This is a genomic window from Synechococcus sp. BS56D (assembly GCF_004332405.1).
GTDB lineage: Bacteria > Cyanobacteriota > Cyanobacteriia > PCC-6307 > Cyanobiaceae > Synechococcus_C.
The window spans coordinates 151,817-174,352 of record NZ_PHQU01000001.1 but is presented as its reverse complement, the minus strand read 5'-3'; the positions used below and the strand labels follow the sequence as shown (position 1 = coordinate 174,352).

The window sequence follows — 22,536 nt, the reverse complement described above, 5'->3', positions numbered from 1 at the left end:
ATTCAGGCGACTGTACGAGTTGTGCCCCGAACCGTCAGCCCAGAGCGGATCGCGCTGATCACTTTCTCGAGGGCTTCTCCCTGGGGCAGCACCGCCGTGCTTCGGTTTTGGCGCTCCACGAGCTCAACCCGCCCATCGGCAGCATCGCGACCGACCACGAGGCGCCAGGGGATGCCGATCAGATCGGCATCCTTGAATTTCACCCCGGCCCGTTCGTTGCGGTCATCGAGCAGCGCATCGATGCCGGCCTCCAGGAGTTGGCTGTAGAGCTGCTCGCCGAGTTGGCGTTGCGTGTCGTCCTGCATGCTCGCCACCACCACGATCACTTGGAAGGGGGCGATGGCCAGGGGCCAGCAGATGCCCCCCTCGTCGTGGTGCTGCTCGACGGCGGCCTGCGCGAGGCGCGAGACGCCGATGCCGTAGCAGCCCATCCAGAAGGGTTCTTGCCCGCCATCCGCATTGGTGAAGGTGGCTTCCATGGCGGAGGAGTACTTGCGCCCCAACTGGAAGATGTGACCCACTTCGATGCCGCGCCGCTCGATCAGTTGCTGCGAAGGGTCCGAGAAACAGCGATCCCCTGCTCGGGCATTGCGCAGGTCCACTTGGATTGGTGCCGTCCCAAGATCGGCCCAGCTCCAGCCCCAGCGATGCCGGTCCGGCTCATTGGCGCCGCAGACGAAACGGTCCAGCTCAAGGGCTGTGGGGTCGGCGAAGCGAAGGAAGGAGTGAGCCCATGATTTGGCGCCCTGAAGGATCCCGTCCTCCAGATCCGGACCGAGAGCACCGAACGGCCAGGCCTGCAGCCCCTGGCTGCCGATCTGCTCCGGGCTCACGGGATTGAGATCCAGGACTCCTTCACCAAGGTGGGCCGCCAGGGCGTTGGTCAGCTTCACCTCATTGAGCTCCTGGTCACCACGAAGGCTGACCAGGAGCGGACGCATGGCCCCGGATTCCATCCGGGCAACCAGGGCAAGCACCTTGACCACCTGGCTCGGCTCAAGAGCCTGGTTTTGGCAGAGCGCCTCAATCGTGTGCTGGCCGGGTGTGTCGATCACACGACGCTCACCCGCTGGCAGGGCAACGGCATCGGGAGGAATCGAGACCGCCTTCTCAAGATTGGCGGCGTAGTTACCCGATTCGCTCATCAGGATCAGGTCTTCACCCGCTTCAGCCGTGACCATGAACTCCTGAGATGCGGCGCCGCCGATGGCGCCGCTGTCGGCATCCACGGCAACGGCTTGCAGGCCGCAGCGTTCGAAGATGCGCCGGTAGGCCCCATCCATGGCCTCGTAGCAGCTGCGCAGATCGGCTTCGTCTGCATGAAAGGAATAGGCATCTTTCATGATGAATTCACGCCCGCGCATCAAGCCGAAACGGGGTCGAATCTCATCCCTGAATTTGCTTTGAATTTGGTAAAGCGTGACTGGCAACTGCCGATAGGAGCGGAGCAGGTCTCCCGCGAGGGCGGTGACCACTTCTTCGTGGGTCGGCCCTAGGCCAAGACGGCGCCCCTGACGGTCCTCGAGGTTGAACATGATGCCCTCGCCGGCGGTGTAGCCCTGCCAGCGACCGCTGCGCTCCCAGAGCTCGGAGGGCTGGAGCTGCGGCAGCAGGGTCTCCAGTGCTCCGGTGGCGTCCATTTCCTCGCGCACGATGGAGCTGATCCTGCGCAGCACCCTCCACATCAGGGGCATGTAGGCATAGATGCCGGATCCGACCCGCCGGATGTAACCGCCTCGCAGGAGCAATTGATGCGAGGCGATCTCAGCGTCAGCGGGAACATCCCGCAGCGTCACCAGCATCAGGCAGGAGACGCGCATGGGAGGGGATGACGAGAAAGCGGGAAATTACCACCGCTTCAGTTAAGGGTCGATCGGCGAAGTGGCCCTGATCGAAGGAGGAATGGGTGACACTTGAGTCTCAACTGCTAACGTCCCTGAGACTTCAGTCGCCATCAGGCTTTCCCATGCTTTCTCGGTCGATCGACCCTGCTTCCGCTGCTGGCGGAGTCTCCGTCGAGACGACTGCAGATGTGGATGCGGTGATGGCCCGTTCCGACGCGCTCGTCGGTATCGAAGACGTTCAGAAATCCCTCAACAGATCCCGCGCGTCGGTGTATCGCTACACCAACACCGATCCCAGGAATCTCAACCCTCCGTTTAATCCCCGCAAGCTCAATCCCGAGTACCGCAGCGACCAAAAAGATCCCCTCCTCTTCCACCCCAACGAGGTGGCTCGCTTCGCTAAGGACGTCCTTCGCATCAAGGAGGTCACCGTTGAAGTGCTCAACTCGCCTTCAACCGCTACACAGCAATGTCTGGGGGCGATTCTCGAGGAGTTGCGTCTGATTCGTTCCCATCTCGAGGGCTTGCAGGACGCTCCTTCTGATCTTTCCGCTCGCCGTGAGCGTCAAGACCGCAGCGCCGCCTGATCGATCACCAGTCCTGCAGTCTGCTGGAGTCGATGCCATGATGAATTGGCTAGCCCTGCGTTGTTTGTGATGGAGGGCGGCTCTCCCGGATGAGAGATCGAGCCCCCCATGGTGCTCCTCCTCATTGGGATGTCCCCGATCACCCCTGCATGGACCCCGAACCTCCTCACGGTTCCCAACCCGACTCTTCCCCTCACGACGGCCTCGACCTTTCTGGACCGGTCCTCGTTCTTGCTGGTTTTGCCCTCGCAATCGTCAGTCTCGGTGTTCCGATGATTGCAGTGATTACGGACCGGCCCCTCAGAGGTGCTCTGCCCTCCACCGCTCAGGAGCGCAATGGATCTGCGATCCCTTCCCCCTTCTCCATCACCCGGGTTGGTGAACCTGGTGGTGGAGATTCCGGCGGGCAGCCGCAACAAATACGAGTATTTCGCTGACGCGGGAATCATGGCCCTGGATCGGGTGCTGCACTCCTCGGTGCGCTACCCGTTCGACTACGGATTCATTCCCAACACCCTGGCCGAAGACGGGTCTCCCCTCGATGCGATGGTGATCATGGAGGAGCCCACCTTTGCGGGTTGCCTGATCTGTGCCCGGCCGATCGGCGTGCTCGATATGCACGACACAGGCCATTACGACGGCAAGATCCTCTGCGTCCCCGTGGCTGACCCCCGTCAGCGAGGCATCACCAGCATCCGTCAGATCGCTGCGAACCAGTTGGAGGATGTGGCTGAATTTTTCCGGATTTACAAGAATCTCGAAGGCCGGGTGACCTCCATCGGTGGCTGGCGTGATGCCGATGCGGTCGCCCCGCTGCTGGAGACTTGTATCCGAGCCACCCAGGTCTGATCGGCGCGCGGTCCCTTCCTTGGTGACGTTCCGGGAACGTTCCGTTGCAGAGGCGCGGGTTGGTGCCGGGATGCTTGTAAGTTGGTGCGCGCCCAGCATGTGAACGACCCGTGCCCACCATCCGTTTCGAGCAGGAAGGCCAGCAGGTCGGTTGCATTGAAGGGGCCAATCTTCGAAAGGCCGCTCTCGACGCCGGCATCAACCCCTACAAGGGTTTGAACAACCTCAACAACTGCGGCGGTGTCGGCCAGTGCGGCACCTGTGTGGTGGAGGTTGTCGAGGGTGCCCAGAACCTCTCTCCCCGCTCTGATGTCGAGGAGGTCTATCTGGCCGACCGTCCAGCGAACTACCGCCTGAGCTGCCGCACCAGCGTCAACGGTGACGTCACCGTCCGTACCAGGCCCAGCGATGGGGTGGGTAAGGGTTCCAACAGCCTGCTCGGCGCCGTCAAGAACCTCCTCGGACGCTGATTCTCTGTGGCTGGCTTGCGGATCTGGAGCTACTCCAAATGTTCCACCTGTCGCAAAGCCCTGGCTTGGCTTGATCAGCGGGGTATTCCCTACGAGTGCGTCGACATCACCGTCAACCCACCCGAACGCGACAGGTTGGTCCGAGCTTTCCAGCACTTCGGTCGCCTTCAGCCGCTGTTTAACACCAGTGGTCAGAGCTACAGGGCCCTGGGAGCTGCCGCTGTTAAAGCCATGACGACTGAGCAGGCTCTTGATGCTCTGGCCGCAGACGGAAAGCTGATTAAGCGTCCCTTCCTTGAGAGCGAGGACGGCGCTTTCCTCGTTGGTTTCAACGAGGCCGTTTGGAACGAGACGTTTCAGGGTTGAAGCTGAGACCATCCAGTTCGGTGATCAGCTCATCAACGCCACCCTGGTCGCGGAGTTGCACAACACTGTTGCGCTTGAACTCTTCCAGGAACGAAGCCACCAGTTCCTGGCTGCGTTCCAGAACCGGACCTTGTTCCAGTGTGCGGGCCAGTTCCTCCCAGAAGCGATCGAGGGCCTTGATGGTTAGCTCCTCCATCTGTGCGTCTTTGCGGCCCAGGCGCTGACCGGTCTGCCGGGACAGATCCAGAAAGGCATCCACCATCCCTGCTGCGAGTTGGCGGCTGATCCCGCTCTCTGCTTGCTGTACGGCAGCCAGCTCACGCAGCGGAGAGGGCACCATCACATCATTCATGCTGCGCTGCAAGGCATGGCCGAATAGGGCGATCAGCTGTGGGCGCATGCCAGGTCCGACCTGGGTGAGCATCAGGGGGGCCCAGAGCCGCACCAGTTCCGCAAGCTCTCGTTCGCCGTTCTCTTCCACGGACTGGTGACTACAGAGTCCTCGGATCCGCTGAGGCAGCCGTGGTGATCGGATCAGTCCCTGGAGAGCATCGAGGATTCGCAGGGTGAGGACTTCAAACAGTTCCAGGGCCAGCACGGCGACCACCGCACGGCTCACCGCTGTCCGCAGGGGCTCCAGCTGGATGAGGCCGCTGCTCGAGAGCCTCTCGGTCACCGGAACAATCCGCAGCAGGCGCCAGAAGGGCAGAAGCAAAGGCAGGTCAATCCAGCGTCTTAGCAACGCATCTCTCCAGTGGATCGCTGGATAGCGCCGTTTGAGCCTCACCGCACGGATGAGGATGTCGAGCAGGAACAGCACCTGAAAAGGGGTGTCGATCCTCCAGGCGTGATCGATCGGCTGGCCGTTCTCGTCAATTCCCCGCCAATAATTGGTTGCGGCTAGGGGAAGGACGCGGGTGTTCCAGAAGGCACGCTCTTTCTCCCAGTCGCTCTGCTTGAGATAGGGATCGCTCAGCAGTCGTGCGGCGGCTTGTTTCGCTGAATCGAGGCCAGCGCGAGCCCTCAGATGGTTTTTCAGCTTCTCGAGCGTTCCTGCATTGCCCGATCCGATGAATGGGTTCTCATCGATCAGCTGGCTGTTGCGGACCACCATCTCAAGGCGCAGCTGTCGAGCCGCCGCGCTTTGGATCCCCTGCGACTCGGCAACCCGCTCCAACTGGCGGAACTGGGAGATGAAGGCCTGCGTGTCTCGGTGGGGTTCGATGCCCTTCACCCGGTCATAGGCCGGAGTGATGTCAGGCAGCCAGGGCAGGGGTAGGGCCAGGTTCACCGATGGCAGGGGGTACAGGGTCCGCTGTTGCCAGAAGGTGCGCAGTGGCACATAGGTCACGTCGAAGACCACCCAGGCCAAGTTGGCGGTGGCCACCAGTGCGATCAGTCGGTCCCAGCGCAGCCAGAAGCGGCCGGTGGCTGTGGGTTGCAACGCTTGCCAGCGGGGACGGACCATAGACCTGAATGCCTGAATTCAGCCTAGAAGCCGGCACCGGTCGCGCCTATCCTTCCGAATCAAACGAGACTTGCAGCGCCTTGGCTGACGAGCAGAGGGATCCAGAGCTTCAGGCGCAGCCCGATGCCCAGTCGGAGGCCAAGAAGAGCAACATTCATCCCTTCTGGGATTTCTGGGGGCCGGTGCTGTTCACCGTCGCTCTCTATCTAGGCATCAGGCACTACGTGGCCGAAGCCCGCTTCATTCCCTCGGGCTCCATGTTGCCAGGGCTCCAGATTCAGGATCGGCTCTTGGTGGAGAAGCTCACCTACCGCCGCCGATCCCCCCGTCGTGGCGAGATCGTCGTGTTCCACTCGCCCTATGCCTTCGACCCTGTCCTCAAGTCCAACGCCTCTCCATCCGGCCTGCGTTGCGCCCTGGCCAACCTGCCTCTCGTCGGCTTGATTCCCGGGGTCGGCGATGTGGCCTGTGACGCCTACATCAAGCGAGTGGTTGCCGTGGCAGGTGATCAGGTGGTGGTGAACCCCCGCGGGCAAGTGAGCGTCAATGGTGAAGCGGTACCAGAGCCCTATGTGAGCAATGACTGCCCGCTGGACGAGCAGGGAATGAGCCGTTGCCGCACCCTCAATGTGACCGTGCCGAAGGGGCATGTGCTTGTGCTTGGGGATAACCGCCGCAACAGCTGGGATGGCCGCTATTGGCCCGGTGGCCCTTTTCTGCCTGAAAAGGAGATCCTCGGGCGAGCGGTCTGGAGGTTCTGGCCCCTCAATCGCACCGGTTCCCTGGGCTCCTGAGGCCTGAGCTGGTCACCCGACCCTGAAGCATCAAACCCTGCCAGGGCTGATTGGCAGCTCGGGGTTGATCAGGGTCTCGGCGATCCATGCGCCAGCTGTGCTCCGGATCAAACAGGAGCCAGCGTCTGCTGCCAGCTTCCAGGCGCTCCTCCGGCTGGCCAAGAAGGCGTGAGGGGCCAAAACTCAGCACCTCCCAGAGCTGACGGATCGTCCAGCCCCGCTCCAGCACCAGGGTTTGCCAGAGCGCAGGCAGCACCAGCTGATGACCGGCCAGGCCTCGTTTTCGCTGGTCCGGTGGGAGCAGGCAGTCCTCCTCGTCGATCGGCACCGCATGCACCGCCACGGCCTGAATGACGCCGGCCCCTAGGGCTTGGATCAGGGCCTCCCGGTCCTCCGGGGCACCGAGGGATGGGGTCACGCTCCAGCCCATCTCCGTGGGGCTCAGCCGGCTGTGGTCGCTGACCAGATGCCACCAGCAAACACTCGCTTGCGGGCGGACGCTCGCAGCTGCAAGCTGGCTGACGCCCGCGGCGGTGGAGAGATTCATGAGCCGAAGCCGCCGCTGTGGAAACTGGCGCTGAAGGTCCAGCAGCTGTCCGAGCGGCAGCGTTTCGCTGGCGACAGGGTCGGGCGTCCATCCGGCTCGCAGGGTGGCGACCCCCTCTCGCACCAGGCCATCACCCTGGATGCCGGGATCGCGGGGTGCCAACAGGACTGGCGCCTCACCCATTTCACCAAGCACGAGTGCCCGCTGCAGCAGTGCGATCGGCGGGCAGGCATCGTCTTCGGCCAGGCCGCATGCACCCTGATCCAGCAGGTCGCCGTGGGCTGAGAGCTGCTCTCCACGGCCCTCGATGCTGAAGCCACCCCACAGGTGCACTCGCACATCGCTGTCCTCCTCGGCAAATCCATGCAGGCGCTCCACCCGGTCGCGCCACGAGTTGGCTCTGGGCAGCAGCGCCACCTGGCCGTAGCCCGCTCGCGCGGTGGCATGGAGCAGGCTAAGGAGCGTCTCGGCCGGTCCTGAGAAGGGGCGATCCAGCACCGAATGGGGGTCCACAAGGCAGGGGGCCAGGATCTGTCTCGGCCTTGGATCGGGCGCCACCCCGAGCGTGGAAGCCTGTTCCCGAGCCTCGTCATCGAAGGCCACGAGAACGCCGTCCTGGATCAGTGCGGCGCCACCATCATTGGGCTCCCGGTCACAACTGATCAGGAGCCGGACGGGATCCAGCAACAGGGTCTGGCGCATCAGCTCAGAGGGCTCCGGCGGCGGTGCGATCGAGAACGCCTCCCAGGTGGGAGGTGAGATTGAGGCAGGTCACCACTGCAGGCTGGCCCGGATCGACCGGCATGTCGACCACGGTCACACCACCGTTGCCCTGTTTCACCGCCCAAATGTCCCCGGGGCTGAGGCCGAGCAGCTGGCAGAGAATGGTCTTATTGACCGCGTCATGGGCAACCACAAGGGCGGTCTCCTCAGGCTCGAGGCTGTCGGCGATGGTGGACCAGGTTTTGACAGAGCGATCCCAAACGTCTTGGATTGTTTCCCCCTCCGGCATCTGAACCGTTTCCGGTGTGCGCTTCCACTCCTCGAGAAGGGCACCCCACTCCGCCTGGATTTCGGCTTCCAGCTTGCCCTCCCAGAGACCATGGCCGATCTCCACCAGGCCGCGGGTCACGGTGAGGGGTACACCTGGGTGGGAGCGCAGGATGCCCTCTGCGGTCTGACGGGGTCTGGACATGGAACTGCTGTAGGCCCGCTGCAGAGAGACGTCAGCAAGGAAGGCCCTGGCGGCCTCCGCCTGGGCGTGACCGTTCTGGTTGAGGGGGATGTCGATCTGTCCCTGGAAGCGACCTTCACGGTTCCAATTGGTTTCTCCGTGGCGAACCAGGACGAGGCGGGCGCCCTTGCCCTTCGCCGGCAGGGCCTGGCCGAGGTGGGAGGTGTTGTTCAGGCATTCGATCTGCACCTGATGGCCATCGGCCTTTGGCGTGAGGTTGAACACCGACAGGGAGGCATTGTCGATCTGAAGGCGTCGGAATCCCCGCTCCGGTTCCCCCAGGAGCACCAGGATCAGGCAGCGCAGGATGGCGTTGTGCCCCACCACGAGAACGGTTTCGTTCCCATCCACCGGGTGCTTCTCGAGCAGTCGGGTCAGGAAGTGGCGGGCCTGCTCCATTAATTCGGGCACAGGCCGGTAGCGACTGCCGTCCTTGCGGGTGAGTTCCAGTGTTTCTGGGTGCAGGCGCCACGCGCTGTAGGCCTCTGGATCTCTGGCAGCCCGCTCATCGGCCGTGAGACCACTCCAGGGCTCCAGGTCCACCTCCAGCAATCCCTCATCCAGCACAGGTTGGAGATCACCGCCCTTCGCGGCGAGCAGGCCTGCGGTGGTGGCTGCCGCTCGTTGGAGCGGGGAGCTGTAGACCGCATCGATCGGCACCTCCTTGAGGGCTTCGCCGGTCCGCCTCGCCTGCGCTTCTCCCTCGTTGGTGAGCTTGGACAGATCATCCCGTCCCTGGATCCGGCGTTCCACGTTGAAGCTGCTCAGGCCATGGCGAACGAGGAGAAGTCGCAGAGACACCGGATCAGGGGCGAAGGCGCGGCCATCGTATGGGCGGCCGGTGAGAATCAGTGCTAGTCGCCGCCGGCCGTTGACCACGCCCCCGCTCGGACGCACCACTCCCGTCAAGGGATTTCTGGCCGTTCTCTCTCTGCTTTTGGCAGTGACCGTGTGGGTGGTGGGCCTGTTGGATAGTCTCGGCCGCCCCTCAGTGGCGCCGGCCCTGTCCCTCCAGCAGCAGGAGATGGCTTTGCTGGCCGGATCCGCCTTGCCGGATCCCCTGCGCTCCCTCTTGGTCGGCACCGATCCGGCGGCCACCCTTCGGGATGCTCTACGTGAGATCCCTCTCGATCGACTGGACGATCGGCAGCGTCTTTTGCTGGCTTCCCTTGAGGGTGACTCAGACAAACGGCGACTTGTGCTGGCACCACCGCTCGGCAGTCCTGACCTGCAACCACTGCAGCGAGCTCTGGTGGATGACACCCAGTCCGCACAGTTGTCGGTGTCGGAGCGAGAACTGCTTGCGGACCCCAAGGCCGATCCACTCCTGCGGGAGTTGAGTTGTCTGGCGCTTGGTGGCACCACCGTTGATTGCCGGCAGCAGGCCATCGCCAGGGCCGTCGCCCGTCGTCTGGTCCTAGCGGAATTGCTGCCCTTGCTCGCTCTGGTGCTTGGTGCCGGCCTGCTGCTGCGTCATCTGTGGCTGCTCTGGCGGGGGGGGCTCAACCCTTGGCCAGCGCTCACGGCTCCGCCCCTGACGCTCGTTGACATGGTGCTCCTGGTGGCGGGTGGTTTCGTCGTGCTCGGGGAGGTGCTTCTGCCCCTGGTGGTGAGTCCGGTGACGGCGGCGCTGTCCCGGGGGTTGGCTCCTCCCCTCAGCCAGGCGGTGTCGGTGCTGTTTGGTTATGCCGCCCTGGCCCTGCCTCCTTTGTTGATCATCCGCCAGCAGCTCAAGGGTGTGGACCCGGCCACGAGGCCTGAGGGTGGTTGGCTGCAGTGGCGGCTTCGTCCTGCGGGGACGTCCCTGATCCAGGGGGGACGGGCCTGGCTCATGGTGATGCCACCGGTGGTGTTCACGGGTTGGCTGATGGGGCGTCTTCTCGGCGATCAGGGGGGCAGCAATCCCCTGCTCGAACTTGTGCTGCGCAGCCAGGATCCCCTTGCACTGATCTTGCTGGCCACCACGGCCATCGTGCTGGCTCCGCTGTTTGAGGAGACCGTCTTCCGGGGGGTGCTGCTGCCGGTGCTTGTGCGTTATCTCGGCCGCGGCTGGGGTGTGTTTCTCAGCGGTCTTGTTTTTGCAGTTGCGCATCTGAGCATCGGGGAGTTGCCCCCATTGCTCGTGCTTGGTCTGGGGTTGGCGTTGCTGCGTCTCAGCAGCGGTCGTCTGTTGCCCTGTGTGGTCATGCACGCCTTCTGGAACGGCGCCACTTTCCTCAATCTGATCCTGTTGGGTGGCTAGCCCAAATGCCCTGTGATGATCCGGTGTCTGCCGCTTGCAGCAGCCTGTCTCAGGTGTTTCACTGGCGCATTGGTTGGCAGCTGCCGTGACCGCCGTTCCCCAGCCCAGAGACATTGCCCATGAGCGCAGTCGCGCTAACGCGGCTTTTGAGCTGATTCAGGGCTCTATGTCAGCCCAGAGGGTGGCCCGGCGTTCCCCCTTGCTAGCCAGTTGTCATCGTGCAGCCGACGGGGGCTTGCTGGGCGTGTTCCTGGCTGTGGTCGTGCTGAGTGGCCTCACCCTTCATTGGCAGCACCGCTGGACCATGGCGTTCCGCCAGCTGGAGGTCACCCGCTCCCTGTCCCATCGCCTCACGGAATCCACGGCGATGCTCGAGCGACATCTCCTCGAAAAGGCGCGACTTCCCCGCACCTTGGTTCCCACCAAGGCATCGGATCTTGTCTATCTAGAGCGGCCCGCTGCTGCGAGTCAGCCACCGCTGAATCATCTGGCGATGATCGGTGCCTGGATGGACAGGCCCATCCATCAGGGGTACTGAGCTGATGCCGAGGGCGATGGCTGAGAGGACGCGCAGGCCGGCGCGTCCCCGCCAGCGGGTGATTCACCTTGAACCGGTTCCCGCAGGTCGGATGCGCATTGTCTATGCGTTGCTCTGCCTGGGATTGATCGGTCTGGCCGGGCGGATGGCCTGGTTGCAGGTGGTGCAGTCACGGGACCTTGAGGCTCGGGCGCGTTCCTTGCAGACCCAGCGCACCGATCCGCTCGGAACCCGGCGCCCAATCGTCGATCGTTCCGGTCGTCTTGTCGCTCTTGATGAGGAGCGCTTTCGCCTTTGGGCTCATCCCCGCTATTTCAATTTCCCCGGTGATGCCCCCCAGCGGGTGCGCCCGCCCCTTGAGGTGGCCCGTCGCCTCTCCGGCCTTCTGGCGGTGCCGATGGCTGAACTCGTGAAGCGAATCGGTGATCGTCCCTCGGGGATTCGTCTCGCCGAGGGCATTGATCCTGAAACCGCATCCGAGATCCGGCGGCTTGGCATTAGTGGCCTTGATCTTGAGGCCTACCCCTATCGCGTTTATCCGCAGGGTGACCTTTTCGCCAATGTGGTGGGCTTTCTCAATCTGGAGCGGGTTCCACAGGCTGGTCTGGAGCAGAGCCGGGATGAAGACCTGCGCCGTCATGAGCAGTCCCGAAGCCTGAGGCGCGGTGCTGACGGCACGCCCCTGCCCGACAGCCTCAGCCCCGGGGTCTTCTTTGGAGATGATCTGCGCTTGCAGCTCACCCTCGATGCTCGACTGCAGGAGCTGGCTGCCAAGGCACTGACGGCTCAGATCAAGAAATGGAAGGCCCGCAAGGGTGTTGCGATCGTGATGGATGTGCGCAACGGCGAGCTGCTTGCCCTTGCCTCCACCCCCACCTACAACCCCAACCGCTACTGGTCCTTCCCTGCGGCACGGTTCCGGGAATGGTCTGTGCAGGATCTCTACGAACCTGGTTCCACTTTCAAGCCCATCAATCTTGCGATCGCCCTTCAGGAGGGGGTGATCCAAGCCAACGGTCGAGTGAATGACACCGGTCAGCTTCAGATCGGTGGGTGGCCGATCTTCAACCATGACCGCCAGGGCAATGGCGTGATTGATTTCCCCACCGTGCTTCAGGTGTCGAGCAATGTCGGCATGGTGGAGGCCATGCGCAATCTCAAACCGTCCGTTTATTGGGATTGGCTTTACCGACTCGGCATCGAGAACCGTCCGGATACGGATCTCCCTGGTGCCCAGGCTGGCCAGTTGAAAGCGAAGGAGCTCTTCACAACCCAGCCGATTGAGCCTGCTACAGCCGCATTCGGCCAAGGATTCGCTCTCACGCCGTTGAAGCTCACTCAGCTCCATGCCCTGCTCGCCAATGGTGGTCGGCTGGTCAGTCCCCACATCACGCGTGGTCTTCGCGCCGGTGATGCCCTCGCCAGCTCGGGGCGTTCGTCTGGTCAGCAGTTGCTCCGACCGGAGGTCACCCGCACCGTGATGGCCTGGATGGAGTCGGTGGTGGATAAGGGCAGCGGCAAGGGAGCCAAAACCCCCGGCTACCGGATCGGAGGCAAAACCGGGACGGCTCAAAAAGCCCACAACGGTGTGTATATCCCTGGGGCTCGGATCTGCAGCTTCGTGGCCACCCTTCCCGTCAACGATCCCCGCTTCGTGGTGGTGGTGGTGGTGGATGAACCTCAGGGAGACAACGCCTATGGATCCACCGTTGCCGTGCCTGTGGCCAAGCAGATCATTGATGGCTTGCTGGTGTTGGAACAGATTCCGCCCCAGGTCGCGGTCAACGCAGCACCCGGGTAGCGCAGAGGGCTGTCAGTTCGAAAACCGCCGCTACGTTACGGGCATTGAGCCTGTTCTTTGCCCCATGGCTTCACTTCTCGAGCAGCTGTCCGCCATGACCGTTGTCGTGGCCGACACCGGTGATCTCGAGGCGATCCGTCGCTTCACCCCTCGGGATGCCACCACCAATCCGTCCCTGATCCTGGCAGCGGCGCAGATTCCCGCTTACCAGAGCCTCATTGATGAGGCCTTGCGCTGCTCACGCAAGCTGATTGGCGAGAACGCACCCGTGGAGGACGTGGTGCATGAGGCCCTCGATGAGATCAGCGTGATCTTCGGTAAGGAGATCCTCAAGATCGTGCCCGGCCGGGTGTCGACTGAGGTTGATGCTCGCCTCAGCTTCGATACTGAGGCCACCATTGCCAAGGGTCGCAAGCTGATTCGGCTCTACAACGATGCTGGGATCAGCAATGATCGCGTCCTGATCAAAATCGCCTCCACCTGGGAGGGGATTAAGGCCGCAGAAGTGCTGGAAAAAGAGGGCATTCATTGCAATCTCACCCTGCTGTTCGGTTTCGGTCAGGCCGTGGCCTGTGCCGAGGCAGGTGTCACCCTGATCTCCCCCTTTGTCGGGCGCATTCTCGACTGGTACAAGGCCGATACCGGTCGCGACTTCTATCCCGGTCCTGAGGATCCGGGCGTGCTGTCGGTGACGCGAATTTTTAACTACTTCAAGACCTACGGCTACAAAACCGAAGTCATGGGTGCGAGCTTCCGCAACATCGATGAGATTGTCGAATTGGCTGGTTGCGATCTGCTCACCATCTCACCCAAGCTTCTTGATCAGCTGCGTGAGAGTGATGCCTTACTCACCCGCAAGCTTGATGGCTCCAATCCGGTGAGCAGCGAAGAGCAGATCCATGTGGATCGTGATCGCTTTGATGAACTGATGCGTGCCGATCGCATGGCGACTGACAAGCTCGGTGAGGGCATCAAGGGCTTCAGCAAGGCCATCGAGACCCTCGAGCAGCAGCTGGCTCATCGTCTGGCCGAGCTGGAGGGGGGAGCGGCATTCCGTCATGCCGTTCAGGAGATCTTCATGCTCAATGACATGAATGGCGACGGTTCGATCACTCGTGACGAGTGGCTCGGTAGTGATGCTGTTTTCGATGCCCTCGATCAGGACCATGACGGTCGCCTCACTCCCGAGGACGTGCGTCAGGGCTTCGGGGCCGCACTCACCCTGGCCACGGCCTGAGATGAACGCTCTCGATACGATGCGAGCCCTTGCCGCCAAGGGTGAATCTCGCAGCTGCAACGCCGGGGATGTGATCTTTGCGGCCGGTGATTCGGGCACATCAATGTTTGGTGTGCTCGAGGGATCGGTCCGGCTGAATTGGCACACCGATGCCGGCAAGGAGGGCTACGAGCTGATCGAAGTGGGCCATGTGTTCGGTGCTGGTGCTCTCGTGATGAGCGACCATCGACGGCTCGGCACCGCCATCGCCGTGACGCCCTGTCGGCTTCTTGAGATGAATCGGGAGAAGTTCCTGTTCGCTGTGCAAGAGGCTCCGATGTTTGCGATCGAGTTGCTCGCTTCCGTCGATGAACGGCTGCGTGATCTCAAGCTCAAGGGCCAGGCCTGAGGGTGGGAAGCCGCTGAACAGAGCGCTCTGTTCCTAGGGTCATTTCCGGTGCTTTAAGGCTGATGCCGGATCACGACCGGCCCCTCCAGCTGGTCTGGTTCAAGCGTGATCTCCGCACGGTTGATCACTGGCCCCTGTTTGAGGCTTTGCAGCAGGGGCCAGTGCTTCCCCTCTACATCGTTGAGCCTGAGTTTTGGCGTCAGCCCGATGCTTCCGCCAGGCAGTGGGCCTTTTGCGCTGAAGCGCTTGCAGATCTGCGCCAGAGACTCGAGCAGCTCGGGCAACCGCTTGTGGTGCGTGTGGGGGATGCGATCTCTGTGCTTGAGCGGGCTCGGCAGCGCTTGGGTATTGCGGCTCTCTGGAGCCATGAGGAAACAGGCCATGCGCTGAGCTACGCCCGCGATCGGCGGGTGGCGGCCTGGGCTCGGGAGCATGGCATCCCCTGGAGGGAGATTCCCCAGTTCGGGGTGATCAGGGGGTTGCGACGGCGGCAGGGGTGGGCACAGCACTGGGAGACACGGATGAGGGCCGAGCTCGCTCCTGAGCCGCAGTCTCTGCTCCGGCTCGATGGCCTGGCTCCTGGAGCGATCCCCACATCCGCCGATCTGCAGCTGCGCTCCGATCCCTGTCCCCATCGTCAGATCGGCGGGCGTCGTGAAGGACAACAGACCCTGGACACCTTCCTGCGTCGTCGTGTGAACCGCTACGCCGGTGGCATCTCCAGCCCGCTCACCGCGTTCGAGGTCTGTTCCAGGCTTTCGCCCTATCTCACCTGGGGCTGTCTGTCCCTGCGGGAAGTGGTCCAGGCCAGTGCGCCGATTCAGGGACGCGGTGGAAGTCAGTTCCGCTCCCGCCTGCACTGGCATTGTCATTTCATCCAGAAGCTCGAAAGCGAGCCTGCGATCGAATTCCAAGACTTCCACCCCTTCATGCGCGGCATCCGTCCGTCGCACCCCGAGCGCTTGCAGGCCTGGGCGGAGGGGCGCACCGGTCTGCCGTTCGTGGATGCCTGCATGCGTGCGCTGATCGCCCATGGCTGGCTCAACTTCCGGATGCGGGCGATGTTGATGTCAGTGGCGAGTTACCACCTCTGGCTTCCGTGGCGAGAGAGCGGTCTGCACCTGGCCCGGTTGTTCGTGGACTACGAGCCTGGGATCCATTGGAGTCAGTGCCAGATGCAGTCGGGCAGCACCTCAATCAACACGATTCGCATCTACAACCCGATCAAGCAGGGGCTCGACCATGACCCGCACGGGGTCTTCATCCGTCGCTGGTGTCCAGAGCTGGCAGCAGTTCCTGATGTGGTGCTGCACGAACCCTGGCGGGGTAACCCTGACCATCCACGGCCGATCGTCGATCCAATGGTTGCGGCCCGGGAAGCGCGCGATCGCATCTGGGAGATTCGGCGCGCCTCCGGTTTCGATCAGCTTGCTGATGCAATCCAGGAGCGCCATGGATCGCGGCGTGCGGGGCTTCGGCCCTTGGGCAAACGTCGATCACGCCGGACCCTGGAGGGGGCAGGCGCTCAGCAGCTGACCCTGGATCTGGGGGCAGAGATTTAACCGCGCTGCAGCATCAGACGGCGGATCACCCGTTGGGCAATGTCGCCGTAGCCCATCTCCCCGGAGAGAATCTGGGCGATGCGCTGGGGAGCGGTTGGCCGCTTGATTCCCAGCTGGTAGCCCACCTTCGGGAAGCGGTAGAAGACCTGAGCAATCCGGCGACCCCAGGCCATGGAGTCTCCCCAGCGTCGCCGCATGCCGGCGCTGTAGCCGCTGAGATCGCGGTTCTCGCCTCGGAGCCAACCATCCAGATGGGTCGCCGCTTCACACCCGCTCATCAGCGCGGGCCGCAACCCCTCCGCCAGGAAGGGATCACAGAGAGAGGCCGCATCACCTACCGCCAGGATGGCCTCGCCGTGGAGGCGCTGATGGCCATTCCAGACCCGCAAGGAAGCCTGTTGGCGTAGCCCCGCATCCGCAGCGAAACCCAGATCCGGAAGCAGTTGCTTCAGGATCGCCTCGCTGTCGGTGTCCTGACGACCGATGAAGGTGCCGACCCCCACATTGACCCCATCACCGATCGGAAAAGCCCAGGCGAAGCCGTGGTGCACCAGGCCGAATTCGAACCGGGCCGAACCGGGTTGCAGCGCTCCGCGACCCTGAAGGCGCACAGAGGTGGTGCGTGCTGTGTGAAGGCTGGAGGGGCCCAGGCCGAAACGCGCCGGCCAGGGGGAGTTCGAACCATCGGCAATCACCACGGCTCGGCCGACACATTCCTGGCCGTCGTCACTGCGGACCAGCCAACGCTCATTCTTCCGCTCCAGCTCCTTCACTGACCAGCCCTGCAGAAGTTCAGCCCCCTGCGCTTGGGCCTGCTCCAGGAGAAGCTGATCGAGTCGTTCGCGGCGCACAATCCAGAACGGTGCCGAGCCAGGAAGGTTCGCTACCACAGGATCCTCCAGGCACCAACTGAAATCGACCCTGTTGATCACCTCCTCCACCGCCGGGGTGAGTGGGAAGGGGAACCATTGCTGCACGGACGCCGCCATGCCCCCGCCACAGGGTTTGACCCTGGGCGAGGGATCCCGTTCAAGAACGACCACCCGGTGTCCCGCGCTTGCCAGGTGGAAGGCCGCAGCACCGCCGGCTGCACCACCCCCCACGATCAGCACATCGGCATCGCTACGCCATGCAGAACCGGTCACAGGTGTCTGCTCACACCTTCAGGATGTCGGCTTCCTTCGTGGCGAGGTGCTTCTCGATCTCGGAGATGTAGCGGTCGGTGAGCTTCTGGATACCGTCCTGCTCGTCACGGCTCTGATCCTCCGAGAACTCACCCTCCTTTTCCAGCTTCTTCACCTTGTCGATGCCATCGCGGCGGATGTTGCGAAGGGCCACCTTCCCCTCCTCCGCATATTTGGAGGCCAGCTTGCAGAACTCCTTGCGCCGTTCTTCGGTGAGGGGCGGCACGTTGATGCGGATGATCTTGCCGTCGTTGTTGGGGGTGAAGCCCAGTTCGCTCATGGCGATCGCCTTCTCAATCGCGCCAAGGGCACCGATGTCGAAGGGTTGGATCTGGATTGTCTGGGAGTCGGGGGTGGAGAGGGTTGCCAGCGACTTCAGGGGGGTGTCGGCGCCGTAGTACTCGACGCTGATGCGGTCGAGCAGGGAGGGGTTGGCCCGCCCGGTGCGGATCGTGTTGAACATGCGCTGGGTGGATTCCACCGACTTCTGCATGCTGGCTTCGATCTCGTTCTGAGTCATGACGTTCTCTAGTTGCTGATGCGGGATCCGATCGGTTCACCGGCTACGGCCCTGCCGATGTTGCCGGGTTCAAACAGATTGAAGACCACAATCGGAATGTTGTTGTCTTTGCACAGGGCGATGGCGGTGCTGTCCATCACAGCCAGTTCCCCACTAAGGACCTGTTGAAAGGTGAGACTGTCGTAGCGCACGGCATCGCTGTGCTTCTCCGGATCCTTGTCGTAGACCCCGTCCACTTTGGTGGCCTTGAAGACAACGTCGGCGCTGATCTCTGCAGCCCGCAGGGCAGCGGTGGTGTCCGTGGTGAAAAAGGGGTTGCCGCAGCCGGCGCCGAACACCACGACGCGACCTTTCTCCAGATGCCGGATCGCCTTGCGGCGGATGTAAGGCTCGGCGACTTCCTGCATGCCGATAGCGGTTTGCACTCGGGTCGGAACACCGGCGCGTTCCAGGCCGTCCTGGAGTGTGATCGCGTTCATCACCGTGGCCAACATGCCGACGTAATCGGCAGTGGCTCGATCCATCCCAGCAGCTGAACCCTTGAGACCCCGAAAGATGTTGCCTCCGCCGACAACGATCGCCAGCTGGGTGCCACTGGCAACGACCCGTGCCACGTCCTCGGCGATCGATTGAACGATGGCGGGATCAATTCCATACCCCTGATCACCCATCAGCGCTTCGCCGCTGAGCTTGAGAAGGGCACGCGCGTAGGCCATGCATCCACCAGATCTTGCTGACAGTAGCAACAGCCACTCAACGTTTCTTTCCGTGGGGACTTCGCAACTGAAGTGGCCAGGGGCTGGTGCATCGCCCCTGGAATCGCTTCCATGGAGCAGTGTTGAGCAGTGCATGGCGGCGGAGCAGGAACCTCGCAGCGGTGTGATGGCCCGTCTCACCCTTTCCGCGCTCGATCGGGCCAGTCGCGATCCGGCCTGCTGGCGAGACCCAATCGTCCATCGGGCCTTGCTCGTGAGTGGTTTGTCTGTGCTCACCACCGCCTCCAGCCTTCTGGAGGCCGACCTCAACCGCTCCTGAACCTGGCGTCAGTATTCGATCCCTGCCTGGGCCTTGACGCCTTGTTCGCGGAATGGATGGCGCACCAGAGTCATTTCCGTTACGAGATCAGCCCTTTCAATGAGTCCTTGGGGTGCACCTCGGCCCGTCAGAGCTACATGGGTGAGGGTCGGTCTGGCATCCACGCCGGCCAGCACGTCCTCAAGGTCTAGGTAACCCAGTTTCAGGGCCACATTCACCTCATCGAGAATCACCAGCTGGTGCTCTTCGCTGCGCAGGTAGTCGAGTGACTGTCGCCAGGCTCCCTGCACCAGCTGCCGATCCCGTTCACGATCCTGGGTTTCCCAGGTGAATCCCTCCCCGAGGGCGTGCCAATTCAGGGCATCACCAAAGGTCTGTAGGGCTCGTGCTTCCCCAGGCTCCCAGCCACCCTTGATGAACTGCACAATGGCGACCCGATGGCCATGGCCGAGGGTGCGCAGAGCCAGGCCAAGGGCGGCTGTGGTCTTGCCTTTGCCATGACCTGTGAACACCATGACCAGACCCTTTTCAAGGGAGCGTTCCTGCACGCGTTGCTGTTGCACTTCCTGCCGTCGACGCATGCGCGCCTGGTAGGCCTCCGCATCGCGTTCAGGGGCGAGATCGCCCCCCATGCCGAGCTCTTCTGCGGATTGATCGAGCGTGTTGCCCTCGTTGGTGGCTCCAGAAGTCATGCCATCGCGTCCTGGTCTGTGAGCAGCATGGCTGCAGGATCGCGTTGCGCCACGATCCGTTGCAGCGCGTCGCCTGCGAGCGACTGCCAATCCACGCTTCGATAGCCGATTGTTGTCAGTTGGCGGGGTAAATCGTCCTCCAGGAGCGCCAGGGCCGTTTCGGTTTCAAACAGGGCGCAGAACAGCCTCTGGGGCAAGCGCAGCCATGGACCTGCCGCATGCAGGTCAACGATCACGATCCAGCCCCCCGGCTTCAGCAGCCGAAGGCTGCTGCGCAGGACCCTCTCCCGTTCCTGGCGACTGAATTCATGCAGCGCCAGGCTGATTTGGATGGCGTCGAAACTGGCCTCCGGCAGTGGCGGGTCTTCGGCAAGGCCTTCGACCCGCTTTAAGGCTGGGTGTCGCTGGGCCGCCAGTGCTAAGGCCCTGGGTGAAACGTCGAGCCCCGTCACCTGAAAGCCGGAGGCCAGCCAGGGGGAGGCCGCTTCACCACTCCCGCAGCAGAGGTCCAGCACGGTGGCCTCCTGGGGCAACCGCGGCTGCAGTGCTTCCAACCCAAGGGCACGCAGCCGAGGAACGCCTCCCGTCGCCAGCGCTGAAATCGCGGTAACACTGTCGTAGATCCAGCGGTGGCGGTAGGCGAGCTGACGTAGGGGTGAGGCCATGGATTCCAATCAGGCTCTGTGGCGCGCCAGGGCTGCATCCACCGCCTGCTGCTGGTCACGGCGGGTGATCCAGTGGTGGTAGGTGCGGGTGTGAATCGCCACGGAGTGGCCCATCATTCTTGCGGCGACTGTGTCGGGTAGGCCGATGTGAATGGTCCGAACCGCCCAGGCATGGCGCAGGTCATAGGGGGTGAAGGGCAGTTCGTAGCGCCGGAACTGTTCCGCCACTCGGCGTCCTACCTGTTGAAGGGTGGTGCGGCGTAGATCGGTGCAGACAGCTGGCAGTAGAGAGTCATCGCTGCCGAGGGGCTCCAGCCCGAAGCGCTCGACCCACTCAGGATGGAAGGGCCAGGCCTGATGTTCTCCCGTTTTGCTGGTGGGCAGCACGCGGATCACACGATCACCTCCTGGGGCGAGGGCTGAGAGATCGCAGAAAAACACCTCGTGATTGCGCAGGCCATAGGTGGCCATCAAGCCGAACACCAGTCGCCATCGGGGGTTGGGAATCTGCAGGCAGGTTTCGAGAATCTCCCCGTCAGTCGGCAGGCTGCGGAAGCGGGCCCGGTGCAGTCCGTAGCCACCGGCCTCTTCGCGCCAGTTCTGGGGGAGTGTGATGGCGCAGTGACGCGCTAGGGCGGCGAGGGCCGTGGCGCATTGCTGTCTGCTGCGGCTGCCCTCCTCGTAGCTCTCAAGGGTGGCCTTCAGCAATTCGGCACCCAGCGGTAACGGCCTGCTCTCCGCCAGCATCTGGAGCCGGCGCAGGTATGGGCGGTAGGCGGCCGTCCAGGTGCTGCGGCTGCCGGCAGCTGCCCGTCGTCGGATCGGATCGCGGAAAAAGGCGTCCTTAAAGCTGTTCAGTTGTCTGTTGAGTGATTGGCTGTTCAGCGATTGGCTGTCGAGCGATTGGCTGTTCAGCGAGTTCTGGTCTGAGCGTGCGTCGGGAGTTGCGGATTGGCGGGCAGGGCTTTGCCACTGGTCCCAGCGGAACTGGCTACGCCTCAGCTGCAGATCCACCATCTGCAGCAATCGTTCAGCCTCCTGCAGGTTCTCCTCAGCCGCGGAAAGTCCAAGGCTCAGCCGTTGCACCCGCAGCGTTGCTGAGTCCTTGCGGCAGGGCAGGGGACCGCGGAGATTCAGGCGTTGCCCCCGCTGTTCGATCCGCAGGCGGATGCCATGCGCCGCCAGGTCAGCGTTGATTGTTGTCAGTGCGCTGCTCAGATCCATCCGGTCCGGGTGACGCCTCCAGGCTTGGCTTTGATGCCACGTTGGCGTTGATGGGGGTTACGCTCAAGCCCCTTCTTGCCCCGCACATCCTCCATGGCCCGGGTCGGTGTCCTTCTTCTCAACCTCGGGGGACCCGAACGAATTCAGGATGTCGGTCCCTTCCTTTACAACCTGTTCGCCGATCCGGAGATCATCCGCTTGCCGATCCCGGCATTGCAGAAGCCTCTGGCCTGGTTGATCAGCACCCTCCGCAGCGGCAAGTCCCAGGAGGCCTATCGCTCGATTGGTGGCGGCTCTCCCCTGAGACGGATCACCGAGCAGCAGGCCCGTGAACTCCAGAGCGTGCTGCGTCAGCGGGGGATCGAAGCCACCACCTACGTAGCCATGCGCTACTGGCATCCGTTTACGGAATCCGCTGTGGCCGACCTCAAGGCCGATGGCATTGAGCAAGTGGTGGTGCTTCCCCTCTACCCCCATTTTTCGATCAGCACCAGCGGCTCCAGCTTCAGGGAGTTGCAACGGCTGCGTCAGCAGGATCCAGCCTTTCAGACCTTGCCGATCCGTTGCATTCGCAGTTGGTACGACCATCCCGGCTACGTGCGTGCGATGGCGGAATTGATCGCTGGTCAGGTGCGCGCCTCTGATTGTCCCGAGGCCGCCCATGTGTTCTTCAGCGCCCATGGTGTGCCGAAGAGCTACGTGGAGGAAGCGGGCGATCCCTATCAACGGGAGATCGAGGCCTGCACGGATTTGATCATGGCCGAGCTTGGCGCGATCCTCGGCTGGTCCAATCCCCATACCCTCGCCTACCAGAGCCGGGTTGGCCCCGTTGAGTGGCTCAAGCCCTACACCGAGGAGGCCCTTGAAGAGCTCGGCCATGCCGGTACCAGGGATCTGGTGGTGGTGCCCATCAGTTTCGTCAGTGAACACATCGAAACCCTCGAGGAGATCGATATCGAATACAGAGAGCTGGCGACGGAGGCCGGGGTGGTGAATTTCCGCCGTGTGCCTGCGCTCGATACCTACGCGCCTTTCATCGATGGATTGGCCGATCTGGTCTCCACCAGCCTTGAAGGGCCCGAGATCAACCTCGATCAGGCGGCAGAGCTGCCTACCAAGGTCAAGCTCTATCCGCAGGAGAAGTGGGAGTGGGGTTGGAACAACAGTTCAGAGGTCTGGAACGGCCGTCTCGCAATGATCGGTTTCTCGGCTTTCTTGCTGGAGTTGATCACCGGTCAAGGCCCTTTGCATGCCCTCGGCCTGCTCTGAAGCAGCCTTTCGCCCGGGCC

General features: G+C 62.8%; 23 protein-coding genes. 13 read left to right on the top strand and 10 right to left on the bottom strand.

What is annotated here, in order from left to right:
- Nucleotides 1–2 precede the first annotated feature (2 nt).
- The gene (locus CWE17_RS00890; RefSeq protein ID WP_131454483.1) at nucleotides 3–1,820 is read right to left on the bottom strand and encodes a proline--tRNA ligase; all 1,818 of its coding nucleotides are present in this window, start codon (nucleotides 1,818–1,820) and stop codon (nucleotides 3–5) included.
- 146 nt (nucleotides 1,821–1,966) lie between these two features.
- On the opposite strand from CWE17_RS00890, the gene CWE17_RS00885 reads away from it, so the two are divergent.
- From CWE17_RS00885 to CWE17_RS00870, 4 genes are all read left to right on the top strand, one after another.
- On the top strand, nucleotides 1,967–2,431 hold the full coding sequence (locus CWE17_RS00885; protein WP_131454482.1) for a resolvase: 465 nt from the start codon (nucleotides 1,967–1,969) through the stop codon (nucleotides 2,429–2,431).
- A 336-nt stretch (nucleotides 2,432–2,767) separates the two neighbouring features.
- Complete coding sequence (locus CWE17_RS00880) at nucleotides 2,768–3,280, top strand: inorganic diphosphatase (protein ID WP_131454481.1); 513 nt, start codon at nucleotides 2,768–2,770, stop codon at nucleotides 3,278–3,280.
- 110 nt (nucleotides 3,281–3,390) lie between these two features.
- Nucleotides 3,391–3,750 (top strand): 2Fe-2S iron-sulfur cluster-binding protein, encoded by a 360-nt coding sequence (locus tag CWE17_RS00875; protein WP_131454480.1) that lies wholly within the window; start codon nucleotides 3,391–3,393, stop codon nucleotides 3,748–3,750.
- A 6-nt stretch (nucleotides 3,751–3,756) separates the two neighbouring features.
- Nucleotides 3,757–4,116, top strand: coding sequence for an arsenate reductase family protein (locus tag CWE17_RS00870; RefSeq protein ID WP_131454479.1), 360 nt, complete (start codon nucleotides 3,757–3,759; stop codon nucleotides 4,114–4,116).
- On the opposite strand, the gene CWE17_RS00865 is transcribed toward CWE17_RS00870, so the two are convergent.
- Complete coding sequence (locus tag CWE17_RS00865) at nucleotides 4,079–5,584, bottom strand: hypothetical protein (RefSeq protein WP_131454478.1); 1,506 nt, start codon at nucleotides 5,582–5,584, stop codon at nucleotides 4,079–4,081. The two genes, CWE17_RS00870 and CWE17_RS00865, sit on opposite strands and share 38 nt — an antisense overlap.
- An 80-nt stretch (nucleotides 5,585–5,664) precedes the next feature.
- Between CWE17_RS00865 and lepB the strand changes: the two genes are divergently transcribed.
- On the top strand, nucleotides 5,665–6,378 hold the full coding sequence (lepB, locus tag CWE17_RS00860; RefSeq protein ID WP_240789211.1) for a signal peptidase I: 714 nt from the start codon (nucleotides 5,665–5,667) through the stop codon (nucleotides 6,376–6,378).
- Here the strand turns inward: lepB and CWE17_RS00855 are convergent.
- Nucleotides 6,350–7,627: a dihydroorotase gene (locus tag CWE17_RS00855; protein WP_131454476.1), complete on the bottom strand. Its 1,278-nt coding sequence runs from the start codon at nucleotides 7,625–7,627 to the stop codon at nucleotides 6,350–6,352. The two genes, lepB and CWE17_RS00855, sit on opposite strands and share 29 nt — an antisense overlap.
- A gap of 4 nt (nucleotides 7,628–7,631) precedes the next feature.
- Nucleotides 7,632–8,960, bottom strand: a complete 1,329-nt coding sequence (locus CWE17_RS00850) for a 2-carboxy-D-arabinitol-1-phosphatase (protein ID WP_131454475.1) — start codon at nucleotides 8,958–8,960, stop codon at nucleotides 7,632–7,634.
- Nucleotides 8,961–9,030: 70 nt separating this feature from the next.
- Here CWE17_RS00850 and CWE17_RS00845 point away from each other — a divergent pair, with 70 nt between their 5' ends.
- From CWE17_RS00845 to CWE17_RS00820, 6 genes are all read left to right on the top strand, one after another.
- Nucleotides 9,031–10,401, top strand: a complete 1,371-nt coding sequence (locus tag CWE17_RS00845) for a CPBP family intramembrane glutamic endopeptidase (protein ID WP_131454474.1) — start codon at nucleotides 9,031–9,033, stop codon at nucleotides 10,399–10,401.
- An 85-nt stretch (nucleotides 10,402–10,486) separates the two neighbouring features.
- Nucleotides 10,487–10,939, top strand: coding sequence for a hypothetical protein (locus tag CWE17_RS00840; protein ID WP_131454473.1), 453 nt, complete (start codon nucleotides 10,487–10,489; stop codon nucleotides 10,937–10,939).
- A gap of 16 nt (nucleotides 10,940–10,955) precedes the next feature.
- Entirely contained in the window at nucleotides 10,956–12,740 is a 1,785-nt protein-coding gene (locus CWE17_RS00835; RefSeq protein WP_240789180.1) for a penicillin-binding protein 2, read from the top strand.
- 64 nt (nucleotides 12,741–12,804) lie between these two features.
- Nucleotides 12,805–13,977, top strand: coding sequence for a transaldolase (locus CWE17_RS00830; RefSeq protein ID WP_131454471.1), 1,173 nt, complete (start codon nucleotides 12,805–12,807; stop codon nucleotides 13,975–13,977).
- 1 nt (nucleotide 13,978) lies between these two features.
- Nucleotides 13,979–14,365 carry a Crp/Fnr family transcriptional regulator gene (locus CWE17_RS00825; protein WP_131454470.1) on the top strand — a complete coding sequence of 129 codons (387 nt, stop codon included), beginning with the start codon at nucleotides 13,979–13,981 and terminating at the stop codon, nucleotides 14,363–14,365.
- Between the two features lie 62 nt (nucleotides 14,366–14,427).
- Entirely contained in the window at nucleotides 14,428–15,927 is a 1,500-nt protein-coding gene (locus CWE17_RS00820) for an FAD-binding domain-containing protein (protein ID WP_131454469.1), read from the top strand.
- Here CWE17_RS00820 and CWE17_RS00815 read toward each other — a convergent pair.
- From CWE17_RS00815 to pyrH, 3 genes are read right to left on the bottom strand one after another with little or no spacing between them, the layout of a single operon-like run.
- Nucleotides 15,924–17,072: an NAD(P)/FAD-dependent oxidoreductase gene (locus CWE17_RS00815; protein WP_131454468.1), complete on the bottom strand. Its 1,149-nt coding sequence runs from the start codon at nucleotides 17,070–17,072 to the stop codon at nucleotides 15,924–15,926. The genes CWE17_RS00820 and CWE17_RS00815 overlap by 4 nt on opposite strands.
- Before the next feature lie 10 nt (nucleotides 17,073–17,082).
- Nucleotides 17,083–17,631: a ribosome recycling factor gene (gene frr, locus CWE17_RS00810; RefSeq protein WP_131454467.1), complete on the bottom strand. Its 549-nt coding sequence runs from the start codon at nucleotides 17,629–17,631 to the stop codon at nucleotides 17,083–17,085.
- An 8-nt stretch (nucleotides 17,632–17,639) separates the two neighbouring features.
- Nucleotides 17,640–18,347, bottom strand: a complete 708-nt coding sequence (pyrH, locus tag CWE17_RS00805; RefSeq protein ID WP_131454466.1) for a UMP kinase — start codon at nucleotides 18,345–18,347, stop codon at nucleotides 17,640–17,642.
- Nucleotides 18,348–18,480: 133 nt separating this feature from the next.
- Between pyrH and CWE17_RS00800 the strand changes: the two genes are divergently transcribed.
- Complete coding sequence (locus tag CWE17_RS00800) at nucleotides 18,481–18,666, top strand: hypothetical protein (RefSeq protein WP_131454795.1); 186 nt, start codon at nucleotides 18,481–18,483, stop codon at nucleotides 18,664–18,666.
- An 8-nt stretch (nucleotides 18,667–18,674) separates the two neighbouring features.
- On the opposite strand, the gene cobO is transcribed toward CWE17_RS00800, so the two are convergent.
- Genes cobO through CWE17_RS00785 form a run of 3 tightly spaced genes read right to left on the bottom strand, consistent with a single transcriptional unit; the run spans nucleotide 18,675 to nucleotide 21,247 of the window.
- Nucleotides 18,675–19,358 carry a cob(I)yrinic acid a,c-diamide adenosyltransferase gene (gene cobO, locus CWE17_RS00795; protein WP_131454465.1) on the bottom strand — a complete coding sequence of 228 codons (684 nt, stop codon included), beginning with the start codon at nucleotides 19,356–19,358 and terminating at the stop codon, nucleotides 18,675–18,677.
- Nucleotides 19,355–20,023, bottom strand: coding sequence for a class I SAM-dependent methyltransferase (locus CWE17_RS00790; RefSeq protein ID WP_131454464.1), 669 nt, complete (start codon nucleotides 20,021–20,023; stop codon nucleotides 19,355–19,357). The genes cobO and CWE17_RS00790 overlap by 4 nt, the downstream gene beginning before the upstream one ends.
- Before the next feature lie 9 nt (nucleotides 20,024–20,032).
- A complete protein-coding gene (locus tag CWE17_RS00785) occupies nucleotides 20,033–21,247 on the bottom strand; it encodes a site-specific integrase (protein WP_131454463.1) in 1,215 nt (404 codons plus the stop codon).
- A gap of 93 nt (nucleotides 21,248–21,340) precedes the next feature.
- Between CWE17_RS00785 and hemH the strand changes: the two genes are divergently transcribed.
- A complete protein-coding gene (hemH, locus tag CWE17_RS00780; protein WP_131454794.1) occupies nucleotides 21,341–22,516 on the top strand; it encodes a ferrochelatase in 1,176 nt (391 codons plus the stop codon).
- The last annotated feature ends 20 nt before the right edge of the window (nucleotides 22,517–22,536 follow it).